The sequence below is a fragment of the Phaeospirillum tilakii genome (assembly GCF_042683125.1).
Lineage (GTDB): Bacteria > Pseudomonadota > Alphaproteobacteria > Rhodospirillales > Magnetospirillaceae > Phaeospirillum > Phaeospirillum tilakii.
Window position 1 is genome coordinate 133,782 of record NZ_JBHUIY010000001.1, and the last position, 23,680, is coordinate 157,461.

A 23,680-nucleotide genomic window follows, 5' to 3' on the forward strand; every position below is an offset into this window, starting at 1 on the left:
CCTCCCCATCCTTATGGAACAGTGCCGCTTTCCATCGGGGGGAAAGGGGCCGCACGGCCGATGATCACTATCCGTAACCTGACACATGTCTATCCCGGCAGTCGCAAGACCGCCGCCCGGGTCGCGGTGGCCGACCTCTCGCTCGACGTGGGCGAGGGCGAGTTCGCCATCCTGTCCGGGCCGAACGGCAGCGGAAAATCGACCCTGTTCCGCATCCTGTGCGGGCTGGCCCGGCCGAGCGGCGGCTCGGTGCGGATCGCCGGCTTCGACCTCGCGCGCGAGCCGGCGGCGGTGCGCGGGGTGCTGGGCGTGGTGTTCCAGAGCCCGGCGCTCGACAAGCATCTGACCGTGGCCGAGAATCTGGCGATTCAGGCCGATCTGTACGGCATCGGCGCCGACGTCTTTCCGGCCCGGCGCGATCAGGCCCTCGGCTGGACCGACCTCGGCGGACGGTTGGACAGCCGGGTGGAAACCCTGTCGGGCGGTCTCGCCCGCCAGGTCGAACTGGCCAAGGTGCTGATGACCGAGCCCCGGGTGATCCTGCTCGACGAGCCGACCACCGGGCTCGATCCGGTGTCGCGGCGCAACTTCCTTGGTGCGCTGCGCGCGTTGCAGCGGCGCCGGGGCCTGACCGTGCTGATGACCAGCCATGTCTTTTCGGAGGCCGAGGAGGTCGATCGGGTGGCGATTTTGCGCGAAGGTAGACTGCTGGCCTATGACACTCCCCAGGCGCTCCGGGCTATGATCGGAACCGAGATGGTGGTGATCCAGGCTCGCGACGCCGTCGCCTTGGCGGCCCGGCTCGAGCGCGACCTGGATCTGCGCACCGCGGTGGTCGGCGACGAGGTGCGGCTGGCCGAGACCGAAAACGGCAAGAGTCTGCCGATTCTCGAACGCATCCTCGACGGTTACCGGTCCGACCTGCGCGCGATCGCGATCAAGCAGCCCGGACTCGACGACGTGTTCGTCCGTATTACCGGCAAGGCGCCCGGCGAGCGGGGGACGGAATGAAGCTTCCGTCCCGCCCGGCGGGTTCGCATCTGCTCCCCCTGATGTCGTCCAGGCTGCCCGGGTCCGCCTGATCGTCCCCCCCCTCCGACCCCGACAAGGATCCATGATGAGTACCCTTGCCCGCGTTTCCCTGTCGCTGGCCCGCCGCGAGATGGTGCGGTTCTTCCGCCAGCCGCAGCGGGTCATCGGCACCGTGGCGCAGCCGCTGCTGTTCTGGCTGTTTCTCGGCTTCGGCTTCGGCGGCTCGTTCCACCCCCCGGGGATGGAGACGGTCAGCTACCTGGAATATTTCTATCCAGGCGTGATGCTGATGCTGATGCTGTTCTCGGCGGTGTTCTCGACCATCACCGTGATCGAGGACCGCGACGCCGGCTTCCTGCAGGGGGTGCTGGTGGCGCCGGTGTCCCGGCTGGCGATCGTGCTCGGCAAGGTCGCCGGGGCGACCGCGATCGCGCTGCTGCAAACCCTGATCTTCCTGATCGCCGCGCCGGTGCTCGGGCTGGTGGTCAATCCGGCCAGCCTCGGGCTGGTGCTGGGGGGGCTGGTGCTGGCCGGGATCGGCTTCTCGACGCTCGGCTTCCTGCTGGCCTGGGGGATGCGCTCGACCGCCGCGTTCCACGCGGTGATGATGGTGTTCCTGATGCCGCTGTGGATGCTGTCGGGCGCACTGTTCCCGCTCGACACCGTGCCGGTGGTGATGAAGGCGGTGATGCTGGCCAATCCGGTCAGCCACGCCCTGGTGATCATCCGCGCGCCGTTCTACACCGAGGCCTCGCAGTTGCTGCGCGACGGCCATTACCTGCTGTCGCTGGCGGTGTCGGTGGCCTGGGCGGCGGGCGGGCTGGCGCTGGCGCTGGTGCGGGTCAACCGCACCGAGACCGGGCTGGCGCCGGAGCGGGTGGTGCCCGAGCGGGGTTGACGCGACGGGGGAGGGGAAAAGCCCCCTCCCGCCGCCGGTTCTGTCACGCGGGCGGCAGCTTGAGCCACACCACCCGGTCGGGGATCAGGTCTTCGTAAGCGGGGCCGGCCTTGGTCCGTGGATTGAGGTAGGCCCGGTAGCCGATCATCATCGGCTGGTCGAGCGGGATGGACCGGATCGGGCTTCCCTTGATCTGATCGGCCAGTTCTTCCGGGAGATCGCGGCTGGGGACGGTGACGAAACTCCCCTCCGGCGCGTCGGTCGGGGCGTTGCGCAGTGCCTTGACCGCGTAGAGATAGGGCGCCATCGGGTCGTTTTCGCCCAGATAGGGCGCCGCGGTGCCGGTGAAGCTGTGGCTGTTGGCGCCGGCGACGCCGTTCCACACCGGATTGGTGCCGTCGCCGAACAGGAACGGCCCGCATTCGGGATCGCGCCCCAGGATCCAGTCGCCATAGACCCCGAAATTGGAATAGGTGGCCAGTCCGGTGGCGGCGTGGTTGACGCCGAACACCACCGCGATCTCGTCCTCGGCCAGGGTGAAATTGGCGGGCGCCCCGTCGAGCGCGGTGCGCAGATAGGGGGTGTCGGAGCCCTCGCCGGCGACGAATTGGTGGAAGGTGGGCGAGGCGCGGTTGGTCTCGCTCAGCACCTCCCGCGAATCGAGGAACCAGCGGATCGAGCCGTACACCCGGGCCTCGACGTGGGGGATCGCGTCGAGGATCGCCTGTTGCAGCCGGTCGAGTCCGGCGGTCAGGCCGGGCACCCGGCTTTCCTCGGGCTGGTCCCGGCGCTGGCGCGGTGCCGGGGTCTCATAGGGCTTTAACGGGGTGAGGGGCGTGGACGGCGTGACCCGCCACACATGGGCATAATCGTCGGTGTGGAGGTAGTGATGTTTGACCCACCCGTCCTCGATTTTCTCTTTCCGGTCGTCGCCCTCGGCGAAATTGGCGTTACGGACCAGGATCGTCAGGGAATCGCCGATTTCCCCCGGGGTGACCCCGGCCATCCGGACCAGTTCGGACGGGATGACGACGACATTGATCATCTCGTCCGGGTACCTCGCGTTCCGGGCGGCCGCGATGATGCGGTCCGCCAGCCCCTGGTCGGCGGCGAAAATCACCAGCGTGTTGGCGGCGAACGGGCCGTCGCTTCCCTCGGTCCCGATCCGGCTCAGGTTCAGCGGATCGCCGGTCGCAGCGAACACCCAATCGCCCTTCGGCGCCAGACTGTCTTCATGACGCACCCAGACATAGGGGGTGAAGCTGAAATAGTCACAGCGTGGCGGCGTCCGGCCGAGATAGATCACCGCCTCGTCGGCGCGGAGGTGAAACAGGCCGAAATCCTTGTCGATGTCGTGTTGTTCGGCCCGAGGGCAGGGGACGCGCAGGATCTTGTAGGGTTGGCCGGCATTGTTGCCGCCGGCCGAATCCATCTTGTGGCGCCGGACCAGCGCGAACGGGTCGGGCGTGCTGGACGAGCCGGCACGCACGGCGAAGCCGTCTTGCTCCAGGCTGTGCCGAAACAGAACAGGTCGGGGGTCGGGGTCTTCGGTCGCCGTCACGCTCGTTCTCCATGGCAGGAATGGTCCGCGACCGGGTGTCGGCGCGGTCAAGGTGCATGGAAACGATTGGCTCAATACACTTAGCTGTCAATCGGCGCTGGAACACAACCATTGTTGATGGAAAAACGCCCGGCGGTCGGGCCGGAAGGCGCCAAGGGAATGGGTTCCAAGGGCCTTGCGGCCCTTGGCGGGTGTGGGCGGAGCCCACGTCATCGCGACCGGGGCCGCTCGACGCGGGGCGGGACGATCTGTTAGGCTGAAACAACCCGTGGGGCAATGAAGCCCCGCCCAGACACGTCGAGATGATCCCGCGATGCCGGAGACCCAGACCGCCGCCAAGGCGCCCGTCACGATCAAGAAATACGCCAATCGTCGGCTCTACAACACCGCGACCAGCAGCTATGTCACGCTCGACCACCTTTGTCGGATGGTCAAGGAAGACCAGGATTTCGTGGTTTACGATGCCAAGACCGGCGAGGACATCACCCGGTCGGTGCTGACCCAGATCATCGTCGAGGAGGAAGGCAAGAACGGCCAGAACCTGCTGCCGATCAGCTTCCTGCGCCAGTTGATCGGCTTCTATGGCGATTCCCTCGGCGGGCTGGTGCCGCGCTACCTCGAATACAGCATGCAGACCTTCGCCAAGAACGAGGAGCAGATGCGCGACTACATGCGCAACGCCATCGGCGGCAGCCTGTTCCCGTTCAATGCCTTCGAGGAAATGACCAAGCAGAACAAGGCGTTCGTCGAATCCGCCTTCAAGATGTTCTCGTCGTTCTTCCCGCCCGCCGGCGCCGAGGCGGCGGCCAAGCCGGCCGACAAGGCGTCCGAATCCCCCGGGCCGGGCGCCGCCTGAGCCCCCCGCCGGCCGGAGCGGCGGCGATGCGGGCGCGGTGGGGCCGTTCGGGCCTGTTCGCCGGTCTGGCCGCGCTGATGCTGGGGCTGGCGCCGGCCGCCCCGGGCGTGGCGGCGGAGCCGCCCGCGCCGCACCGGACGTTGACCATCGGCCTGTCGCAGTTCCCGGCCACCCTCAACCCGCTGCTGGATTCGATGCTGGCCAAGAGCTACGTCCTGGCCTTCGTCCAGCGGCCGCTGACCGCCTATGATCCGTCCTGGTCGCTGGTCTGCCTGCTGTGCGAGCGGGTGCCGACGCTGGAGAACGGGCTGGCCCGGCTGGAGCCGCTGCCCGGAGGCGGGCAGGGGATCGCGGTCAGCCTCGCCTTGCGCGACGGGCTGCGCTGGGGCGACGGCACCCCGGTCAGCGCCGACGACGTGGTGTTCAGCTGGGAGGTCGGCCGCCACCCCCGCTCCGGCATCGCCGAGGGCGAGCTGTTCCGCCGCATCACCCGGATCGAGGTGACGGATCCGCGCCATTTCACCCTGCATTTCGACCGGGTCACCTTCGATTACGCCGCGCTGGGCGATCTGCGGCCGCTGCCGGCCCACATCGAGCGGGCCCGGTTCGAGGCGGCGCCCGAGGAATACCGCGCCCACACCGCCTATGACCGCGACCCGGCCAATCCCGGCCTGTATGACGGTCCCTACCGCGTCGCCCTGGTCGAGCCGGGCAGCCACATCCTGCTGGTGCGTAACGAATATTGGGCCGGTCCGGCGCCGCAGTTCGACCGCATCCTGATCCGCGCGGTCGAGAACGGCGCCGCGCTGGAGGCCAACCTGCTGTCGGGCGGGATCGACATGATCGCCGGCGAGCTGGGCCTGTCGCTGCCGCAGGCGCTGGCGCTGGAGAAGCGGGCCGGCGACCGCTTCACCGTGCTGACCCAGCCCGGTCTGGCCTACGAGCATCTCGACCTCAACCTCGCCAATCCGGTGCTGGCCGATCCCCGGGTGCGGCGGGCGCTGCTGGCCGGGCTCGATCGCGGGCAACTGACCGAGGCGCTGTTCGATGGCCGCCAGCCGGTCGCCGCCACCCTGGTGCCGCCGTCCGACCGCGCCGCGTTCGATCCGGCGGTGCCGGCCCAGCCATTCGATCCGGCCCTGGCCGCCGCGCTGCTTGATCAGGCCGGCTGGCGCCGGGGCGGGGACGGGCTGCGCCGCGATGGCGGGGGACGGCCGCTGACGCTCGATCTGCTCACCACCGCCGGCGACCACAGCCGCGAACTGGTCGCCCAGGTGATCCAGGCGCAATGGCGCGATCTCGGCATCACCCTCCGGCTGCGGGTCGAGCCGCCCCGGGTGATGTTCGGCGACACCGTGACCCACCGCCGTTTTCCGGGGATGGCGATGTTCGCCTGGTTCTCCTCGCCCGAAAGCGTGCCGCGCTCGACCCTGCATTCCGGCATGATTCCCACCGCCGCCAATGGCTGGGCCGGCCAGAATTATCCCGGCTACGCCGATGCCGAGACCGACCGGCTGATCGAGGCGATCGAGGTCGAACTCGATCCGCTCCGCCGCCGGGCGCTGTGGTCGGCGCTGCAACGGCGCTATGCCGCCGATCTGCCGGTGCTGCCGCTTTATTTCCGCGCCAACGCCTTCATCCTGCCCAAGGGGATGACGGGGCTGACCCCGACCGGCCATCAGGATCCCTCGTCCCTGTGGGTCGAGGACTGGCGGTGGCGATGAGCCGGGCGATCCTGCTCCGCCTCGGCCAGTCGCTGCTGGTGCTGCTGGCGATGTCGCTGCTGATCCACGCCTTGATGGGGCTGATGCCGGGTGATCCGATCGATCTGATGATCGCCGGCGATCCCCGCCTCACCGCCGATGACGCGGCGCGGCTGAAGGCGCTGTACGGGCTCGACCGGCCGTGGGGCGAGCGCTGGCTGCGCTGGCTGGCCCAGGCGGTGCAGGGCGAGTTCGGCTATTCCCGCCTCTACGGCCTGCCGGTGGCGGCGGCGCTGCTGCCGGCGCTCGGCCACACCCTGCAATTGATGGGGGCGGCGCTGACCCTGTCGCTGGCGGTGGCGCTGCCGCTCGGCATCCTCGCCGCCCGCCGCCCGGGCGGCCTGCTCGACGGCGCCGCCACCCTGCTGGCGCTCGGCTCGGTGTCGGTGCCGGTGTTCTGGTCGGGGCTGATGCTGGCCGCCTTGTTCGCGGTGACGCTGGGCTGGCTGCCGGCCGGCGGGCTCGGCGCGCTCGACGGCGGGGTGGGCGACCGGCTGCGCCACCTGGTCCTGCCCGCCACCGCGCTGGCCCTGGCCGGGGTCGGGCCGTTGCTGCGCCATCTCCGCGCCGCTTTGCTGCTGGAGGCCGGGCGGGATTATCTGCGCACCGCCCGGGCCAAGGGCTGCGGGCCATGGCGGGTGCTGCTGGTCCATCAATTGCGCAACGCCCTGCTGCCGGTGGTGACGCTGGTGGCGCTGGAGATCGGCGGGCTGCTGTCGGGGGCGCTGGTGACCGAGACGGTGTTCGCCTGGCCGGGGATGGGGCGGCTGATCTACGATGCGGTGATGGGCAACGATTTCAACCTCGCCCTGTCGGGGCTGCTGCTGGCCACCGCCACCACCCTGGCCGGGTCGGTGCTGGCCGATCTGGCCTATGCCCGGCTCGACCCCCGGATGCGGCGGCGATGAGCCGGCCCCGCCCCCCGCTCGATCCCGCCACCCGGGCCGGCGCCGGCCTGCTGGCGCTGTTGCTGCTGGCGACCCTGGCCGGGCCGGCGCTGCTGCCCGATCCGGCGGCGATCGATCTCGCCCACCGCCTCGCCTCCCCCTCGGCGGCGCATTGGCTCGGCACCGACGAACTCGGCCGCGACCTCGCCGCCCGGCTGGCCCAGGGCGGGCGGGTGTCGCTGCTGGTGGCGGCGCTGACCGCGACCCTGGCGGCGCTGCTCGGCACCCTGGTCGGGCTGCTGGCCGGCTTTCGCCGCGGCGTGGTCGATGCGGTGCTGATGCGGCTGACCGACGCGGTGATGGCGCTGCCGCTGCTGCCGCTGCTGATCGTGCTGGCGGCGATCGATCCGGCCCGGCTCGGGCTGGCGCCGGGCCTGACCGGGTCGCCGGTGGCGACGATCGGCTGGCTGGCGGTGATCATCGCCCTGGCCGGCTGGACCGGGGTCGCCCGGTTGGTGCGCGCCGCCACCCTGTCCGCCGCCGCCCGCGACCATGTCCGCGCCGCGCTGGCGCTGGGGGCCGGGCCGGGGCGGGTGATGCTGCGCCATGTTTTGCCCGAGGTCGCCTCGCCGGTGGTGGTGGCGACCACCCTGTCGATCGGTCAGGTGATCCTGGTCGAAAGCGCGCTGTCCTTTCTCGGCCTCGGCATCCGGCCGCCGCTGGCCTCGTGGGGGGCGATGCTGACCGGGGCGATGGATCTGGTGTGGACCACGCCGCTGCTGGCGCTGTGGCCCGGCCTCGCCATCGCCCTCACCGTGCTGGCCGCCACCCTGCTGGGCGAAGGTCTCCAGCGCCGTCTCGCCGCCGCCGCCTGAGCGCGACCGGTTTCCCGTGAAACCGGGGATAGGTGGTCAAGTTGTTGAATTCAAAAGAACTATCCTTGAACGCGCCGAACGGGTGGGGCTGGTCGCGGCTGATCCGCTGGCGCAGGTTTCGACGGAAAGATTTTTATAAACAATGGCTTGCCTCCGAATGTGCCCTCTGCCCAAGAACAGGGCAGGGCGGGCGGCGGGGGCGGGTCCCGCCTGCCACCGAACCGGGCACAATGTTGGGTCCCGCCCAACGTTCGGGCAGACAGGGCGGCAGGATTGGTCTATGGTTGCCGACACTTCGTCCCCGGACAGCCGGTGTGTCACCGTATCGCCTGATGTGATCGACTCCGTTCAGGGCCCGCCTTTGATGTTGTCTCGCCTGAAGGTTGCCTACAAACTCCTTCTGATCTATGCGCTCGATATGATCGCGGTGATCTTTCTCGGGTTCAGTCTGGCCGAGGAAAAGTATCTCTCGATCAATTTTGCCCGGCGCGAGCTGGTCGGTATCGAATACATCGCGGCGGCGCGCGACGCGCTGCTGACGGTGGTGGCGCGGGAAAGCGGCCGGCCGGCCGATCTGGCGGCGGCGCTGCCGCAGCGGCTCGACGCCCTCAATCAGGCCGAGGCCCGGCTGGGGGCGGGAATGGAGACCGCGCCCCTGGTCGAGGCGGCGATCGCCGCCGGCCGGGGGGTGACCCCCGATGGCGATGCCGGCCCGGCGATCGGCGCGCTGCGTCAGGTGATCGCCCGGATCGGCGACATGTCGAACCTGATCCTCGATCCCGATCTCGACAGCTATTACACCATGTCGCTGGTGGTGATCCGCTTCCCCGAGCTGATCGACACCCTGGCCCGGCTGCGCCACGACGCGATCAACCGGGTCACCGACGAACCGGGCGACCGCGCCGCGCTGGCGATGCTGCGCGGGCAATTGTCGGCCGTGGCCAAGGGGTTGGAGGACGATCTTGCCGCCGGGATCCGGGGCAATGGCGACGGGTCGCTCGACCGCGCCCTCAGCGGCCGCTACGTGCCGCTGTTCCAGGCGCTGCGCCGGCTCGAGGCCGCGCTGGCCCCCGAGGTGATCGCCGACGGGCTGTCGGGCGGCGAGCGCGGCCGCATCATCGCCGCGGTCGAGGACGCCATCGCCGACGCCGGGGCGTGCTGGGGCGAATCCTCCCGCCAGCTCGACCGGCTGATCGACCGTCGCATCGACGGCTTCTTCAGCCGGATGTACCATCATTTCGGCCTGGCCGGGCTGCTGCTGACGGTGATCCTGACCCTGGTGCTGCTGGTGGCCCGCCGCATCGTCACCCCGATCGCCGCGCTGGCCCATGTCGCCGATCAGGTGCGGATCAGCAACGACTACACCCTGCGCGCCCGCTGGAACAGCGGCGACGAGATCGGCCGGCTGGTGGTGGCGTTCAACACCATGCTGGAGCGGTTGCAGGCCGAGGGCGCCCGCCGCCAGGAGATGGCCGCCCAGGCCCGCGCCGCCGAGGCCCAGCGCGAACTGATCGCGGCGATCTCGAGCCCGCTGGTGGTGCTGCGGCTGGAGGATCTGAGCCCGATCCATCTCAACGGAGCGGCCCGCGCCCTGCTCAGCCTCGACGGGGCGATCCCCTGGCTGGCCCGGCCCGAGCTGGAGCGGCTGATCACCGCGCTCGGCCGCGACGGCGCGGTCGACGAGTTCGAGGCCGAATGCCACGACCCGTCCGGGCGGCCGTTCTGGGCGCTGATGTCGGCCCGTCAGTTGACCTTCCTCAACGAGGAGGCGGTGCTGGTGATCGTCACCCCGATCAACGAGCGCCGCCGGATGGAGGAGGAATTGCGCACCGCCAAGATCGGGGCGGAGCGGGCGTTGCAGGATCTGCGCGAGGCCCAGCGCAGCCTGATCCAGGCCGAGAAGATGGCCTCGCTCGGCGGGCTGGTGGCCGGGGTGGCGCACGAGATCAACACCCCGGTCGGCATCGGCCTGACCGGGGCCTCGACCCTGGCGGTCGAGACCGACCGGATCCGCAAGCTCTATCAGGCCGAGGACATGAGCCAGGGCGATTTCGAGGAATATCTCGACGTCGCCGGGCGTAGCGCCCAGTTGCTGATGTCGAACATGGAGCGCGCCGCCTCGCTGATCCACAGCTTCAAGCAGGTGGCGGTCGATCAGGTCAGCGACGAACGCCGCAGTTTCGACCTCGCCAGCTACATCGCCGAGGTGCTGGCCAGCCTGCATCCCGCCCTGCGCAAGCGCGGCGAGGTGACGGTGGCGGTCGAATGCCCGCCCGGGCTCGAGATCGACGGCTATCCCGGCGGCCTGTCGCAGGTGCTGACCAATCTGGTGCTGAACGCGCTCAACCACGCCTTCGAGCCGGGCCGGCCGGGCCGGATCAGCCTGATCGTCGATTGCCCCGATCCCGACACGGTGCGGCTGCGGGTCGCCGATGACGGCAAGGGCATTCCGCCCGACCATCTCGACCGCATCTTCGATCCGTTCTTCACCACCCGGCGCGGACAGGGGGGCTCGGGCCTCGGTCTGCACATCGTCTACAACATCGTCACCGGCACGCTGAAGGGCAGCATCGCGGTCGACAGCGAGGAGGGGGCGGGCACCACCTTCTCGATCCTCTTCCCCCGCGTCGCCGCGCCCGCCCCGGCGCCGGCCGTCGTCTGAACGGCAGGACATCGTCATGGCCAAACTGGTTTTCGCGGACAAGAAGGCCGACCGGCCGGCCCCGGCTTCCCGCCAGGGCTGGACCGTGCTGGTGGTGGATGACGATGCCGAGGTCCACACCATCACCGAACTGGCGCTGCGCAGCCTGACCTTCCTCGGGCGCGGCATCACCTTTCACCACGCTTATTCCGGGGCCGAGGCGCGCGAGGTGATCCGCCGCCTGCCCGATCTCGCCTTGATTCTGCTCGACGTGGTGATGGAGACCGACGATGCCGGCCTGCGCTTCGTCGAGTATGTCCGGGGCGAGCTGGGCAACAGCAAGGTCCGCATCGTGCTGCGCACCGGCCAGCCCGGGCAGGCGCCGGAGCAGGAGGTGATCCTTCGCTACGACATCAACGATTACAAGGCCAAGACCGAGCTGACCCAGCAGAAGCTGACCACCACCGTGGTCACCGCCCTGCGCGGCTATCAGGATCTGAGCGCGCTGGAATCCGGCCGCGCCGGCCTGCGCAAGATCATCGACGCCTCGGCCTCGCTGATGCAGAGCCGGTCGATGCAGATGTTCGCCAGCGGGGTGCTGACCCAGTTGGGCGGGCTGCTCGGCAGCGCCGGCTGCGGCATCCTCTGCACCCAGGGCGAGGCCCGCCCGACCGGCGATTTCACCGTGATCGCCGCCTCGGGCAAGTTCGAGCCGCTGGTGGCCGCCGCCGCGTCCGAGGTCGATCCGCAGGTGGTCGAGCGGATTCGCGGCGCCTTCGACCAGCGCCGCACCGTGCTGGAAGACACCCACACCATCCTGTTCCTGCGCACCCCCAACTATCGCGACGTGGTGATCTATGTCGAGGCCGACCATCCGCTCGACGGGATGGACCGCTCGCTGCTGGAGATGTTCGGCACCAACATCTCGATCAGCTTCGACAATCTCGAGATGATCGAGCGGATCGTCCACCACAACGAGATCCTCGAACGGCGGGTGATCGAACGCACCCAGGACCTGCGCGAGCGCGAAAGCCGGCTGCGCACCATCCTCGAGGCCAGCCCGATCGCGGTGGCGATCTTCCAGCTCGACGACGGCGGCGCCAGCTTCGCCAACGCCCGCTGCTATGCCCTGCTCGGCCGGGCCCGCGAGGACGGGGCGCCGCTCGGCCTCGACGGGCTGTTCGCCGACCCGGCCGACCGCGACCGGGTGCGGGCCGCGCTGGCCGACGCCGACGGCTGGATCGGCGATCTGGAAATCCGCCTGCGCCGCGACGATGACGGTGGCCGCGATTGCTGGAGCCTGCTGTCGGCCTGCCGGCTCGACCATGACGGCCGCGCCTGCGCCCTGGTCTGGCTGTACGACATCAGCCAGCGCAAGGAGATGGAGCGCGAACTGCGCCAGTTCGCCACCACCGACCACCTCACCGGGGTCGCCAACCGCCGCCATTTCCTCGACGGCGCCACCCAGGAATTCGAACGCGCCCGCCGCTATGGCGGCCCGCTGTCGGTGATCATGGCCGACATCGACCATTTCAAGCGGATCAACGACAGCCACGGCCATCAGGTCGGCGATCGGGTGATCCAGGCCTTTGCCACCACGCTGCAATCCTGCCTGCGCGCCTGCGACCGGGTCGGCCGGCTCGGCGGCGAGGAATTCGCGGTGATCCTGCCGGAAACCGCCGCGCCCGAGGCCGCCGTTGTCGCCGAACGGATCCGGGCCCAGGTCGAAACCCTGGCGGTGCCGCTGCCCGACGGCGGCACGCTCGCCTTCACCGCCAGCTTTGGCTGCGCCACCCGGGCGCCGCAGGAAGGCTCGGTCGCCGCCACCCTGGCCCGCGCCGATGCCGCCCTCTATCGCTCGAAGCATGCCGGCCGCAACGCGGTCCATGCCGACGAGGGGTGAGGCCGGCGTCATTACGCGGGCTCTGCCCGCACCCGCCAAGGGCCGCAAGGCCCTTGGAACCCGTTCCTTGTCCTTCGCGCCGCCAACGCCTGAGCCCAAGCTGAAAGGCCGGTCCATGCCCGACCATCAAAGGGATCCAAGGGCCTCTGGCCCTTGGCGGGGGTGGGCGGAGCCCACTGGCAGCCCCGCCCGACCCAAGGTCATCTTGCGCGGTGGCGCAGGCGTTCGAACCACAGATAGATCACCGGGGTGGTGAACAGGGTCAACGCTTGGCTGACCAGCAGCCCGCCGACCATCGCCACCCCGAGCGGCTGGCGCAGTTCGCTGCCGGTGCCGGTTCCCAGCATCAGCGGCAGCCCGCCCAGCAGCGCGGCGCAGGTGGTCATCATGATCGGGCGGAAGCGTTTGAGCGAGGCCTCGCGGATCGCCTCGTGCGGGGGGAGGCCGCGCTCGCGCTGGGCGGTGATGGCGAAATCGACGATCATGATCCCGTTCTTCTTGACGATGCCGATCAGCAGCAGGATGCCGATCAGGGCGATCAGGGTCATGTCGTGCCCGCCCAGCATCAGGAAGGCCAGCGCCCCGGCGCCGGCCGAGGGCAGGGTCGAGAGAATCGTCAGCGGGTGGATGAAGCTCTCGTAGAGGATGCCGAGGATCAGATAGACCGACACCAGCGCGGCCAGGATCAGCCAGGGCTGGGTGGCGAGCGATTGCTGGAACACCTGGGCGGTGCCCTGGAAGCTGCCGGTCAGGGCGGCGGGCTTGTCGAGCGCGGCCTCGGCCCGCTTGATCGCCTCCACCGCGTCGCCCAGCGCCACCCCCGGCCGCAGGTTGAACGACAGCGTCACCGCCGGGAACTGGCCCTGGTGGTTGACCGCCAGCAGGCCGGCCGGGGCCGGCTCGGCCCGCACCAGCGCCGACAGCGGCACCGCGCCGCCGGTCGAGGGCGAATGCAGGCGGATCTGGTCGAGGGTGGCCGGGCTGCCCTGAAGTTCGGGCAGCACCTCCATCACCACATGGTAGCTGTTGAGCTGGGTGAAATACTGCGTCACCTGCCGCTGGCCGAAGGCGTCGTAGAGGGTGTCGTCGATCAATTGCGGGCGGATGCCGAACCGGGCGGCCTGATCGCGGTCGATGGTCAGGGTCATCGCCCCGCCGCGGGTCTGCTGGTCGGAGGCGACGTCCTGCAATTCGGGCAAGGCGCGCATCCGCTCCAGCATCAGCGGGGCGAAGCGGTTCAATTCGTCGAGGTCGGCATCCTGGAGGGTGTACTGGTACTGGGTGCGCGACAGCCGGCCGCCGACATTGAGATCCTGCGGCACCTGGAGGTACAGGGTCGCCCCCACCACCCCGGCGGTGGCGCGGCGCAGCCGGTCCACCACCGCCTGGGCGGTGGCGTCGCGCTGCTCGCGCGGGGCCAGCGCCATGAAGAACCGGCCGTTGTTGAGGGTCTGGCCGCTCGCCGCGCCGATGCTGCCGGTCCAGTGGGCGATCGCCGGGTCGGCCGACAGCACCTGTCCCAGCGCCAGGGTGCGCCGGCTCATCTCGGCGAACGAGATGTCCTGGGCGGCGTCGGAGGTGCCGAACACCACCCCGGTATCCTGCTGGGGAAAGAACCCCTTGGGGATCGCCACGAACAAAGCGGCGGTGACGGCGAGGGTGGCGGCGAAGCCGGCCAGGGTCAGCCGCTGGTGGGCCAGCACCCGGTCGAGGCCGTGGCGGTAGAGCGCCAGCATCGCCTCGAAGCCGCGCTCGAACGCCCAGTAGAGCCGGCCGTGCCTGACCTTGTGCTCGTCCTTCAGCACCCGGGCGCACAGCATCGGGGTCAGGGTCAGCGACACCACCACCGACACCGCGATCGCCATCGACACGGTCAGGGCGAATTCGCGCAGCAGCCGGCCGACCACCCCCGACATCAGCAGCAGCGGGATGAACACCGCCACCAGCGACAGGCTGATCGAGATGATGGTGAAGCCGATCTCGCGCGCGCCGTCGAGCGCGGCCTGGAGCGGCTTCTTGCCCTCCTCCAGGTGGCGGTAAACGTTTTCCAACATCACGATCGCGTCATCGACCACGAAGCCGACGGCGATGGTCAGCGCCATCAGCGACAGGTTGTCGAGGCTGAAATGGGCCAGATACATCAGCGCGGCGGTGCCGGCCAGCGACAGCGGCACCGCGATGCCGGGGATCACCGTCGCCCACAGATTGCGCAGGAACAGGAAGATCACCAGCACCACCAGCCCGATGGTCAGGGCCAGGGTGAACTCGACGTCGGCGACCGAGGCGCGGATGGTGGTGGTGCGGTCGATCACCACCTCGACCTGGACCGAGGGCGGGATCGCGGTCTGCAACTGGGGCAGGGCGGCGCGGACCCGGTCCACCGTCTCGATCACGTTGGCGCCGGGCTGCTTGTAGATCACCAGATAGATCGCCCGCCGGCCATCGACCCAGGCGGCCATCCGGGCGTTTTCCGGGCCATCGACGGCGCGGCCGATGTCGCGCACCCGCACCGGGGCGCCGTTGCGGTAGGCCAGCACCGCGTCGTTCCACGGCGGGGCCGAGGTGAACTGGTCGTTGGCGTAGAGGGTGACGGCGCGGCGGTCGCCGTCGAGGCTGCCCTTCGGCGCGTTGGTGGTGACCTCGGCGATGGTGCCGCGCAGGTCCTCGAGGTCGAGCCCGAGCGCGGCCAGCCGGGCCGGGTCGATCTGGATCCGCACCGCCGGCTTCTGCTCGCCGCCGATCGACACCTGCCCGACCCCGGGAATCCGGCTGATCTGCTGGGCCAGCACCGTGTCGGCGCAATCATCGACCTGGGGCAGCGGCAGGCCGTCGGAGCGGACGGCGATGATCAGGATCGGGGTGTCGGCCGGGTTGACCTTGCGGTAGGTCGGCGGGCCGGGCAGGGTCTTGGGCAATTGCCCGCCGGCGGCGTTGATCGCCGCCTGGACGTCCTGGGCGGCGGCGTCGATGCTGCGTTCAAGGTCGAATTGCAGGGTGATCGAGGACGAGCCCAGCACGCTGGTCGAGGTCAGCTGGCTGACCCCGGCGATCTGCGAGAACTGGCGCTCCAGCGGCTGGGTCACCGACGAGGCCACCGTCTGCGGGTCGGCCCCGGGCAGGGTGGTCGAGACCACGATGGTGGGGAAATCGACCTGGGGCAGCGGCGCCACCGCCAATTGCGGAAAGGCGACCAGACCGGCCAGCAGCAGCGCCACCATCAGCAGGGTGGTGGCGACCGGGCGCAGGATGAAGGGGGCCGAGACGCTCATGGCGGGAAATCTCCACTGGCGCCGGCCCGGGTTCAGTCACCCGGTTGGGCGAGATCCTCAAGATCGGCAAGGCGGTTCAAGGTGATCTGGCCCCGTCCGAGGGTGACCATCCCGACCTGTTCCCACTTCGACAGCACCTTGTTGACGCTTTCGCGGCTGATGCCGATATGGTCGGCCAGTTCCTGCTGCGACAGCCGCACCGTCGGCGCCGCATCGGGGCTGCGCCGCACCCCGAGGGTGCCGGCCAGCGCCAGCAGATGCTTGGCCAGCCGCCCCGGCAGCGACAGGAACACCACGTCCTCGAGCAGGGCGTCGGCGCAGCGCACCCGCTCGCACAGCACCTTCAGCAGGTGGATCGCCTGGGCCGGGTGGCGGTGGAGGAAGTCGATCACGTCGCGCCGTTCGAGCGCCAGCAGCTCGCCCGCCTCCATCGCGGTGGCGTCGGCCGAACGCGGCCCGCCGTCGAGCACGGCGATCTCGCCGAACAGGTCGCCGGGTTTGATCAGGCCGTAGGTCACCTCGCGGCCCTCGGGCGACAGGGTGCTGATCCGGATCACCCCGGCCACCACCAGATAGAGCCGGTCGCCGGGATCGCCCTTGCTGAACAATTGTTCGCGCGGCGCCACCCGGATCACCCGGGCCCGCGCCGCCAGTTCGTCGAGCAGGGCCGGCGGAACGGCGGAAAACAGCGGGGTGCGGGCCAGCATCTCGCGGCGGCGGTTGGGCTGATCGTTCATCGGGACAGGGGTACTCCGGTACGGGGGGCGGGGCGGGCGCTCATCCCATCCGCCGCAGGCGGTCGAGATACTGGTCCACCTCGGTACGCATCACCGCCGCCTTGACCGCCAGGGCGTCGGCCGAGCGGTTGAGTTCGCCGGCGGCGGAACTGGAAACGCTGAGGGCCTCGATCGCGCTGTTGACCGAGGCGGTGACCGACTTGGCGCCCGAGGCGGCCTCGCCGACATGGCTGGCGATGATCGCGGTGGCGGCGGTCTGGGCCTCGACCGCCGCGCGCACCTCGCCCGCCACCTGATTGATGCCGGCGACCTGCTCGACGGTGCGGTTGATGGTGCCGACCGCCTGGGTGGTGGCCTCGACCGCCTCGGCGACCGAGCTGGCGATCTCGTGGGTGGCCTTGCGGGTCTGCTCGGACAGGATCTTGATCTCGCCCGCCACCACGGCGAAGCCCTTGCCGGCCTCGCCGGCGCGGGCCGCCTCGATGGTGGCGTTCAGGGCCAGCATTTTGGTCTGGCGGGCGATGCCCTCGATGCTCTGGCCGATCCGGCCGATGCGGTCGGCGACGTTCAGCAATTGCTGCATCGCCTGATCGGTGGCGCGGGCGGTGTCGGCGGCGCGCTCGGCCGCCTCGGCGGTGCGGCCGACATTGTGGCGGATGCCGTCGATCGAGTCGGCCAGCTGGTTGGTGTTGCCGGCGATGTTGTCGACGCTGTAGGCGGCCTCCTCGGCGGCGGCGGCCATGTTGACCGTCTCGAAATCCATGTGCGACAGCCGGCTCAGCATCTCGTCGGAATGGGTCTTGAGCGAGCCGGCCATCGCGCCGACCTCCTCGACCACCTGCTTGATCGAGCGTTCGAAATTGCTGGCGAGGTCCTGGATGGTCTTGGTGCGGTTCTGGGTGGCGGCGGCGAAATAATCATGGGTCACCACCGACACGTCGAGCATCACCGCCCGCTGCATCAGCGCCGCCAGCGGCACCGAGCCGCGCTTGGCCCGGCCGATCTTCTCCAGCGCCCGGCTGGCCGCCGCCGCCGCCATCGCCTGATACCAGCTGGCGCCGAGATCCATGTAGGCCAGCATGAAGCCGAGCTGCTGGGCGGTGGCGTTGTAATCGGCGGTGAACTCGCCGCGATAGAGGTGGCACCAATGCTCTTCCAGCACCCCGGCCAGGGTGGCGCGGGCGTCGCCGGTCAGCTTGTCGGCATAGGAGGGCGTGGCGCCGACCCAGTCGAGCACCTCGCCGACCAACGCCCCCATCGCCTCGACCACCGGGCCGGTCGCCTGCCGCAGCAGGATGCCGTCCTCCTCGCCGACCGCGAACAGGGCCAGGGTCTGCGCCACCCGCTCACGGATGCCGAGCGGGGCCGCGGCGGCGCCGGCCGGGGCGTCGTCGTCATCGAAGAACAGATCCTGTCCCGCCGGGGCGGGGGGAGACGCCGGGGCGCCGGTGGCAGGAGGGTCGTCGAACAGTTCGAAGTCGTCACTCATCAACGGATCACGCCTGCCGGGAAATTCTGACCCTGGAATCGGAGCCGGTCGGGCCACATTACAAGCTGGGACTGCCGGGCGGAAGGGCGGAATTGCGCCGCTTCCCGGCGGTGGAACGGCCCGGTGGCGCTTATCACATTCCGCGCAGCCAGCGCGGCCGCAGCCCCCGCCCGCCGGCCAGGGCGGAATCGAGTTCGCCCAGCAGCCGGTCGCGGTCGCGCGGCAGGGTGCCGGCCAGGGCCAGGGCGTTGCTGGCGTGGTTGGAACGGAAGATCACCGGGGCGGGCGGTGCCAGATGCTCGATCAGCCGGCGCTGCTCGGCCAGGATCGCCGCGTCGTCCTGCCAGACGAAGCCGGGGCCGATCCGGTCGCGGAAACGGTCGGCGACGCTGGCCTCCAGCCCGAGTTGCAGGGTGGAGAGATAGACCGGCGGGGCGCGGTTGATCAGCTCGGCGGTGGCGTCGATGTGGGCCTGCCAGTCGCGTTGCCCGGCGAGACCAAGGATCACCGTCGCCGACACCTTGAGCCCGCTGGCGCGGGCCAGGGTCAGCGCCGCTTCCATCTGCGCCGCCGAGCCCTTGGCGATGCGGTGGAGCAGGTCGTCCCAGCCGCTCTCGATACCGAGATAGACCAGCCCGAGCCGGGCCGCCTTCAGCCGGGCGATGTCCCCGGCCCCCTTGGCCAGGATGTCGAACGGGGTGGCGTAAGCCGAGATCCGTTGCAATGCGGGGAAACGGGCGGCGAGGTGGCCGCACAAGGCGAGCAAATGGTCGGTATCGAGGCAATAGGCATCGCCGTCGGCCAGGAACACCCGCCGCGCCTCGGGCCACAGCATGGCCATCCGGTCGATCTCGGCGCAGACCTCGTCGAGCAAGCGGGCCTGGAACCGCTTGCTCTTGTACATCGAGCAGAAGGTGCAGGCGTTGTAGCGACAGCCCAGCGTCGCCTGGACGATCAGATTGTCGCCCTCCGACGGCGGGCGCCACAGCGGCAGGTCATAGGCGATCATTGCCGGGAGGTCTCCGTTGCCCGAGGGACGGTCTGGCTGGCGCCAGGCGGGCGGCTGCCCGCACCCGCTCGGGGGTATCCCCCGAACCCCCTTCTTTTTCAAAAATAAAGGGGGTCCGGGGCATCGCCCCGGTTGGGTTCGGGCGAAAGCCCGACGAGCCACCCGTCAGCATGCCATCAGGGCAGGCCGGCCACCAGCGGGACGAAGCGCACCGGCAGGAACGGGGCCAGCACCGGGCCGTCGGGGCCGAGTGTCACCCGCACCAATTGCTCGCCGGCCAGCCCGGGCACCGCCAGCGGCAGCACCAGGATCCCGTCGGGGCGCAACTGGGCCAGCAGGGCCGGCGGCAGTTCGGTCGCGGCAGCGGTGACGATGATCCGGTCGAACGGGGCGTGCTGGGGCCAGCCCAGGCTGCCGTCGCCATGGCGGCAGGTGACGTTGTGGCGGTGCAGCCGGCGCAGCCGCGCCTCGGCCTCGGCCAGCAGCGGGCGGTGGCGCTCGATCGACTCGACCCGGCGGGCCAGCAGCGACAGCAGGGCGGTCTGGTAGCCCGAGCCGGTGCCGATCTCCAGCACCTTCATCCGGGGGCCGATTTCCAGCGCCTGGGTCATCAGACCGACCACCAGCGGCTGGCTGATGGTCTGGCCGCAGCCGATCGGCAGGGCGAGGTTCTCGTAAGCCTGATCGCGGAACGGCGCCGGGACGAAATCATCGCGCGGCACCTCGGCCAGCGCCGCCAGCACCCGGGGATCGGTGACGCCCTGGCGCCGCAGTTCGGTGAGCAGGCGATGGATCCGCCGCTCGACCGGCTTCATGGCAGGGCGGCGGCCAGCGCCTCCAGGCTGCCCCATTCGGTCAGGTCGAAGCACAGCGGCGTCACCGCCACCGCGCCGCGATAGACCGCCTCCAGGTCGGTGCCGGGCACGCCGCGCTCCTCGGCACGCTGGGCACCGATCCAGTAATAGGGCTCGCCGCGCGGGTCGTGGCGCTCCAGCACCTGATCGCCGATCTTGCGCTTGCCCTGGCGGCAGACCTCGATTCCGCCGACCGCTTCGGCGGCGACGTCGGGGAAATTGACGTTGATCAGCACGTTGCGCCGCCAGCCGGTGGCCAGCAGCTTGCGGATCACCTCGGGCGCCCAGCGTTCGGCGGTGTCCCATTGCGGCGCCGCCGGCGGGGTGACGAACTGCGACAGCGCGATCGCCGGAATGCCGAGGATGGTGGCCTCCATCGCCGCCGCCACCGTGCCGGAATAGGTGACGTCCTCGCCCAGGTTGGCGCCGCGGTTGATCCCCGACAGCACCAGATCGGGCTTGCGGTCGTTGGCCAGGATCTGGTTGACCCCGAGCAGCACCGCGTCGGTGGGGGTGCCGTCCACCGCGTAATGACGCGGCCGCGCCTCGCGGATCCGGAGCGGGCGGCGGATGGTCAGCGAATGGCTGGCTGCGCTCTGCTCATGCTCGGGCGCCACCACCCAGACATCGTCCGACAGGGTCAGGGCGATCCGCTCCAGCACCGCCAGCCCGGGGGCGTCGATGCCGTCATCGTTGCTGAGCAGGATGCGCAGGCGGGACGGGTCGGCGACCGGAGCGAACATCAGCCGATCCGCTCCAGCCCGCCGAGATAGGGCCTGAGCGCCTCGGGGATCTGGATGCCGCCGTCGGCGGTCTGGTGGTTCTCCATCACCGCGATCAGGGTGCGGCCGACGGCGAGGCCCGAGCCGTTGAGGGTGTGCACTGCCCGGGTGCCCTTCTCGCCCTCGGGGCGGAAGCGCGCCTTCATCCGCCGCGCCTGGAAGTCGCCGCAGTTCGAGCAGGAGGAAATCTCGCGATAACGCTGCTGGCCCGGCAGCCAGACTTCAAGGTCATAGGTCTTGCGCGCCGAGAAGCCCATGTCGCCGGCACACAGCGCCATCACCCGGTAGGGCAGTTCGAGACGCTGCAACACCGTCTCGGCGCAACGGGTCATCCGCTGATGCTCTTCCTCGGAATGGTCGGGATGGGCGATCGAGACCATCTCGACCTTGTGGAACTGGTGCTGGCGGATCATCCCCCGCGTGTCCTTGCCGGCCGAGCCGGCCTCGGAGCGGAAGCAGGGGGTCAGCGCGGTCATCCGCAGCGGCAGCGCGGCTTCTTCGAGGATGCTGTCGGCCACCAGATTGGTCAGCGGCACCTCGGCGGTGGGGATCAGCCAGTGGCCGGTGTTGGCGCGGAACAGATCCTCGGTGAATTTCGGCAGCTGGCCGGTGCCGAAGGCGGCGCCGTCCTTGACCAGCAGCGGCGGGTCGATCTCGGTGTAGCCGTGTTCATTGGTCTGAAGGTCGATCATGAACTGGCCGATCGCCCGTTGCAGCCGGGCCAAAGCCCCCTTCAGCACCACGAAGCGGGCGCCCGACAGCCGGGCGCCGGCATCGAAATCCATCCCGCCCAGCTTCTCGCCCAGCGCGTCGTGATCAAGCGGGGTGAAGTCGAAGGCGCGCGGGGTGCCCCAGCGGCGGATCTCGACGTTGGCGCTCTCGTCCGGGCCGTCCGGCACGTCGTCGGCCGGCAGATTCGGCAGCGACACCAGCAGCGCCTCGATCTCGGCGCCCAGCGCGCGGTCTTCCTCCTCCAGTGCCGGGATCTTCTCCTTCAGCACCGCCACCTCGTCGAGCAGGGCGGTGGCGTCGCCGCCGCTGCGCTTCAGGGCGCCGATCTGCTTCGAGGCATCGTTGCGGCGGGCCTGCATTTCCTGAAACGCGGTCTGGGCGGCGCGGCGCCGGGCGTCGAGCGCCAGCAGCGCCTCGGCCTGGGGCGCGATGCCCCGGCGGGCGAGGCCGGCATCGAAGGCCGCCGGGTTGTCGCGAATCGTCTTCAGGTCATGCATCGGGGGGATTCCTGAACATAAGGTCCGGGGGCTGCTTATAAGCCCGCGCGGCGGATTAGGGAAGACCAGGAACCTGAGGGTCCAGGACCTCCCCGACTTTGTCGGGCGCGGCCGCCGCCGGTCGGCTTGGGCGCATGCCGCTCGGGAGACGGCCGGCGGGACGGCAAGCGTGACGGGAGGGGGGAGGGGATCGATCTTCGTAATAAGGCGCGATTCGACTATGCTTGAGGCGGAACCGTCGTCAAGAGGAGGAACCGGCGTCATGGCAGCGAATGACCGCAACCGGCCGGTCGGGCCTCCCGCCCCCTCCCATCCCGCCGCCGGCCCCGTGCGCCCTGCGGCCCCGCCGGTGGCGCAACGGAAGGCGATGCCGGGAATTCGGCCTCCGGTGGCCATGTCGCCCGCGCCGGTGCGCCACGCGCCCCCGCCGGTGGCGCCGATCCGTTCTGGGCCGGTGGCCGGCGTGGTGCTGATGTCGAAAAAGGCCAAGAAGTTCAAGAATGACCCCAGCGAGTTCATTCCCTCCTCGGCCCATCCGATCCATGTCCATGAATATCCGAATTACGTCAATGGCTTGTCCATCGGTCATCTGAAGGACACCCGCCCCCATTTCGCCAAGCAAATCGAGGTCAACGGCCTGTTGGCGGCCTATGCTGCGCTGGGTCATCTCCAGAACCAGTGCGAGGGCGCCAACAGTTTCGCCGAGATGGAGGCGAAACTGATCGAATGGGTGGTGTTCTTCGGTGGCGGCGCCAGGACCTTGGCCGAGGTCGAACTGGAAAACGAGATGGATAAAAGCGCCAAGGGGTTCGCCTCCTGGGAGGATTTCCATAAATTCATGGACAAGAAGGAGAAGAAGTGAGGCGGTTCCGCAGCTCGCCTGGCGATTCTGGGCGGATCAGGCCGCTGCGCCCCTTCTCCGTGCTGTGTCTGGTTGCCCTGGCCGGCTGTGTCGAAAGCGGTCCCGCCGAGCCCGAGCCGCGTCCCGAAATCGCCTGGGCCAAGGCGCGGGTGTTCCTGCCCTCGGGGCTGCGCGGCCGGATGGAGGATCCGGCGGTGCAGGAGGAGTTGGCCGGGCTCAGGGGGCAGCCGGTGCTGGTCTATCTGCATGGCTGCGCCGGCCTGCACGCCACCGCCCGCTGGGACGGGGCGCGCTATGCCCGGATGGGTTACGTCACCATCCTGCCCGACAGCCTCGCCCAGCCGGGGCGCGAGGCCAATTGCCGCTTTGACGGCGCCACGCCCGAATTCGGCCTGTTCCCGCGCAAATACGAATTCCGTCTCGCCGAGATCGATTACGCCTGGAGCCGGTTGAAGCAGGCGGCCTGGGCCGACCGGCGCCGGCTGTTCCTGGCCGGCCACAGCGAGGGCGGCGCGGCGGTGGCCCGCTATCCGGCCCGGCCGGGGCAATGGGCCGGACTGATCGTCACCGGCTGGGACTGCATCGGCGGCCTCGACAGCCCGGCCCGGATTCAGGCCGATCCGGCGGTGCCGGTGCTGGCGATCAACAGCCGCCGCGACCCGCTGTCCCGTCGCCCGGGGCGGTGGTGCGATACCTCCGGCCGGCCCAACAGTTGGACCTACCGCTACGATGCCCCGGAGCATTGGTACGGCAGAAGCCGGGGCTGGATCGACGCGACGGCGAAATTCCTCGTCCTCAATGGCGGTCCGGCGACGCCGGGAAGCTGATCCCACTCCGGCCGTTCGTTTTCGCCGGAGGAGGCCGTCAGACACGGTTTCCTGTCGCAGGAACACCAACTGAAAAACACGCGCGACTTCGCCCTGCGGTTGCTCCAGGGCAAGCATCGACCTGCCCTGACGCGGGGATCGGGCCTGTTGCTCCCGACAGGCATCTTTTCCTTTACGCTCGGGTCTTCTGCCCATTTTTCAAAATA

Annotated in this window: 18 protein-coding genes; 10 read left to right on the forward strand and 8 right to left on the reverse strand. The window is 69.8% G+C overall.

Features of this window, described 5'->3' with window-relative positions; genetic code table 11:
* Positions 1-60 precede the first annotated feature (60 nt).
* Both ACFSNB_RS00600 and ACFSNB_RS00605 read left to right on the forward strand, forming a co-directional pair.
* Positions 61-1,011, forward strand: a complete 951-nt coding sequence (locus ACFSNB_RS00600; protein ID WP_377313484.1) for an ABC transporter ATP-binding protein — start codon at positions 61-63, stop codon at positions 1,009-1,011.
* Between the two features lie 106 nt (positions 1,012-1,117).
* Complete coding sequence (locus ACFSNB_RS00605) at positions 1,118-1,930, forward strand: ABC transporter permease (RefSeq protein ID WP_377313486.1); 813 nt, start codon at positions 1,118-1,120, stop codon at positions 1,928-1,930.
* Positions 1,931-1,973: 43 nt separating this feature from the next.
* On the opposite strand, the gene ACFSNB_RS00610 is transcribed toward ACFSNB_RS00605, so the two are convergent.
* Positions 1,974-3,491, reverse strand: a complete 1,518-nt coding sequence (locus tag ACFSNB_RS00610; RefSeq protein ID WP_377313488.1) for a hypothetical protein — start codon at positions 3,489-3,491, stop codon at positions 1,974-1,976.
* Positions 3,492-3,804: 313 nt separating this feature from the next.
* On the opposite strand from ACFSNB_RS00610, the gene phaR reads away from it, so the two are divergent.
* From phaR to ACFSNB_RS00640, 6 genes are all read left to right on the forward strand, one after another.
* Positions 3,805-4,347 (forward strand): polyhydroxyalkanoate synthesis repressor PhaR, encoded by a 543-nt coding sequence (gene phaR, locus ACFSNB_RS00615; RefSeq protein ID WP_377313490.1) that lies wholly within the window; start codon positions 3,805-3,807, stop codon positions 4,345-4,347.
* 26 nt (positions 4,348-4,373) lie between these two features.
* Positions 4,374-6,071, forward strand: coding sequence for a peptide ABC transporter substrate-binding protein (locus ACFSNB_RS00620; RefSeq protein WP_377313492.1), 1,698 nt, complete (start codon positions 4,374-4,376; stop codon positions 6,069-6,071).
* Positions 6,068-7,018 carry an ABC transporter permease gene (locus ACFSNB_RS00625; protein WP_377313494.1) on the forward strand — a complete coding sequence of 317 codons (951 nt, stop codon included), beginning with the start codon at positions 6,068-6,070 and terminating at the stop codon, positions 7,016-7,018. Before ACFSNB_RS00620 ends, ACFSNB_RS00625 begins: the two co-directional genes overlap by 4 nt.
* A complete protein-coding gene (locus ACFSNB_RS00630; protein ID WP_377313496.1) occupies positions 7,015-7,872 on the forward strand; it encodes an ABC transporter permease in 858 nt (285 codons plus the stop codon). The genes ACFSNB_RS00625 and ACFSNB_RS00630 overlap by 4 nt, the downstream gene beginning before the upstream one ends.
* 364 nt (positions 7,873-8,236) lie before the next feature.
* Positions 8,237-10,534, forward strand: a complete 2,298-nt coding sequence (locus ACFSNB_RS00635; protein WP_377313498.1) for an ATP-binding protein — start codon at positions 8,237-8,239, stop codon at positions 10,532-10,534.
* 16 nt (positions 10,535-10,550) lie between these two features.
* On the forward strand, positions 10,551-12,416 hold the full coding sequence (locus tag ACFSNB_RS00640; RefSeq protein ID WP_377313500.1) for a diguanylate cyclase: 1,866 nt from the start codon (positions 10,551-10,553) through the stop codon (positions 12,414-12,416).
* A 200-nt stretch (positions 12,417-12,616) separates the two neighbouring features.
* On the opposite strand, the gene ACFSNB_RS00645 is transcribed toward ACFSNB_RS00640, so the two are convergent.
* The 7 genes from ACFSNB_RS00645 to serS form a co-directional block, all read right to left on the reverse strand.
* Complete coding sequence (locus ACFSNB_RS00645) at positions 12,617-15,685, reverse strand: multidrug efflux RND transporter permease subunit (protein ID WP_377313501.1); 3,069 nt, start codon at positions 15,683-15,685, stop codon at positions 12,617-12,619.
* 32 nt (positions 15,686-15,717) lie between these two features.
* Positions 15,718-16,422 carry a Crp/Fnr family transcriptional regulator gene (locus tag ACFSNB_RS00650; RefSeq protein ID WP_377313503.1) on the reverse strand — a complete coding sequence of 235 codons (705 nt, stop codon included), beginning with the start codon at positions 16,420-16,422 and terminating at the stop codon, positions 15,718-15,720.
* 40 nt (positions 16,423-16,462) lie between these two features.
* Positions 16,463-17,911, reverse strand: coding sequence for a methyl-accepting chemotaxis protein (locus ACFSNB_RS00655; RefSeq protein WP_377313505.1), 1,449 nt, complete (start codon positions 17,909-17,911; stop codon positions 16,463-16,465).
* Between the two features lie 133 nt (positions 17,912-18,044).
* Positions 18,045-18,920, reverse strand: a complete 876-nt coding sequence (locus ACFSNB_RS00660) for a radical SAM protein (RefSeq protein WP_377313507.1) — start codon at positions 18,918-18,920, stop codon at positions 18,045-18,047.
* Positions 18,921-19,096: 176 nt separating this feature from the next.
* Positions 19,097-19,735: a protein-L-isoaspartate(D-aspartate) O-methyltransferase gene (locus tag ACFSNB_RS00665; RefSeq protein WP_377313509.1), complete on the reverse strand. Its 639-nt coding sequence runs from the start codon at positions 19,733-19,735 to the stop codon at positions 19,097-19,099.
* On the reverse strand, positions 19,732-20,517 hold the full coding sequence (gene surE, locus ACFSNB_RS00670) for a 5'/3'-nucleotidase SurE (RefSeq protein WP_377313511.1): 786 nt from the start codon (positions 20,515-20,517) through the stop codon (positions 19,732-19,734). The genes ACFSNB_RS00665 and surE overlap by 4 nt, the downstream gene beginning before the upstream one ends.
* Positions 20,517-21,785, reverse strand: coding sequence for a serine--tRNA ligase (serS, locus tag ACFSNB_RS00675; protein WP_377313513.1), 1,269 nt, complete (start codon positions 21,783-21,785; stop codon positions 20,517-20,519). The genes surE and serS overlap by 1 nt, the downstream gene beginning before the upstream one ends.
* A 220-nt stretch (positions 21,786-22,005) precedes the next feature.
* Here serS and ACFSNB_RS00680 point away from each other — a divergent pair, with 220 nt between their 5' ends.
* The gene (locus ACFSNB_RS00680; RefSeq protein WP_377313515.1) at positions 22,006-22,647 is read left to right on the forward strand and encodes a hypothetical protein; all 642 of its coding nucleotides are present in this window, start codon (positions 22,006-22,008) and stop codon (positions 22,645-22,647) included.
* Positions 22,644-23,474, forward strand: a complete 831-nt coding sequence (locus tag ACFSNB_RS00685) for a dienelactone hydrolase family protein (RefSeq protein ID WP_377313516.1) — start codon at positions 22,644-22,646, stop codon at positions 23,472-23,474. The genes ACFSNB_RS00680 and ACFSNB_RS00685 overlap by 4 nt, the downstream gene beginning before the upstream one ends.
* Positions 23,475-23,680: the final 206 nt, after the last annotated feature.

What these genes read in the sequence shown, in the direction of transcription:
- ACFSNB_RS00645 (WP_377313501.1), bottom strand. Translation starts at nt 15,685, where the DNA reads ATGAGCGTCTCGGCCCCCTTCATCCTGCGCCCGGTCGCCACCACCCTG.
- ACFSNB_RS00665 (WP_377313509.1), bottom strand. Translation starts at nt 19,735, where the DNA reads ATGAAGCCGGTCGAGCGGCGGATCCATCGCCTGCTCACCGAACTGCGG.
- ACFSNB_RS00630 (WP_377313496.1), top strand. Translation starts at nt 7,015, where the DNA reads ATGAGCCGGCCCCGCCCCCCGCTCGATCCCGCCACCCGGGCCGGCGCC.
- phaR (WP_377313490.1), top strand. Translation starts at nt 3,805, where the DNA reads ATGCCGGAGACCCAGACCGCCGCCAAGGCGCCCGTCACGATCAAGAAA.
- ACFSNB_RS00635 (WP_377313498.1), top strand. Translation starts at nt 8,237, where the DNA reads ATGTTGTCTCGCCTGAAGGTTGCCTACAAACTCCTTCTGATCTATGCG.
- serS (WP_377313513.1), bottom strand. Translation starts at nt 21,785, where the DNA reads ATGCATGACCTGAAGACGATTCGCGACAACCCGGCGGCCTTCGATGCC.
- ACFSNB_RS00640 (WP_377313500.1), top strand. Translation starts at nt 10,551, where the DNA reads ATGGCCAAACTGGTTTTCGCGGACAAGAAGGCCGACCGGCCGGCCCCG.
- ACFSNB_RS00600 (WP_377313484.1), top strand. Translation starts at nt 61, where the DNA reads ATGATCACTATCCGTAACCTGACACATGTCTATCCCGGCAGTCGCAAG.
- ACFSNB_RS00605 (WP_377313486.1), top strand. Translation starts at nt 1,118, where the DNA reads ATGAGTACCCTTGCCCGCGTTTCCCTGTCGCTGGCCCGCCGCGAGATG.
- ACFSNB_RS00650 (WP_377313503.1), bottom strand. Translation starts at nt 16,422, where the DNA reads ATGAACGATCAGCCCAACCGCCGCCGCGAGATGCTGGCCCGCACCCCG.
- ACFSNB_RS00620 (WP_377313492.1), top strand. Translation starts at nt 4,374, where the DNA reads ATGCGGGCGCGGTGGGGCCGTTCGGGCCTGTTCGCCGGTCTGGCCGCG.
- ACFSNB_RS00655 (WP_377313505.1), bottom strand. Translation starts at nt 17,911, where the DNA reads ATGAGTGACGACTTCGAACTGTTCGACGACCCTCCTGCCACCGGCGCC.
- surE (WP_377313511.1), bottom strand. Translation starts at nt 20,517, where the DNA reads ATGTTCGCTCCGGTCGCCGACCCGTCCCGCCTGCGCATCCTGCTCAGC.
- ACFSNB_RS00680 (WP_377313515.1), top strand. Translation starts at nt 22,006, where the DNA reads ATGCTTGAGGCGGAACCGTCGTCAAGAGGAGGAACCGGCGTCATGGCA.
- ACFSNB_RS00625 (WP_377313494.1), top strand. Translation starts at nt 6,068, where the DNA reads ATGAGCCGGGCGATCCTGCTCCGCCTCGGCCAGTCGCTGCTGGTGCTG.
- ACFSNB_RS00660 (WP_377313507.1), bottom strand. Translation starts at nt 18,920, where the DNA reads ATGATCGCCTATGACCTGCCGCTGTGGCGCCCGCCGTCGGAGGGCGAC.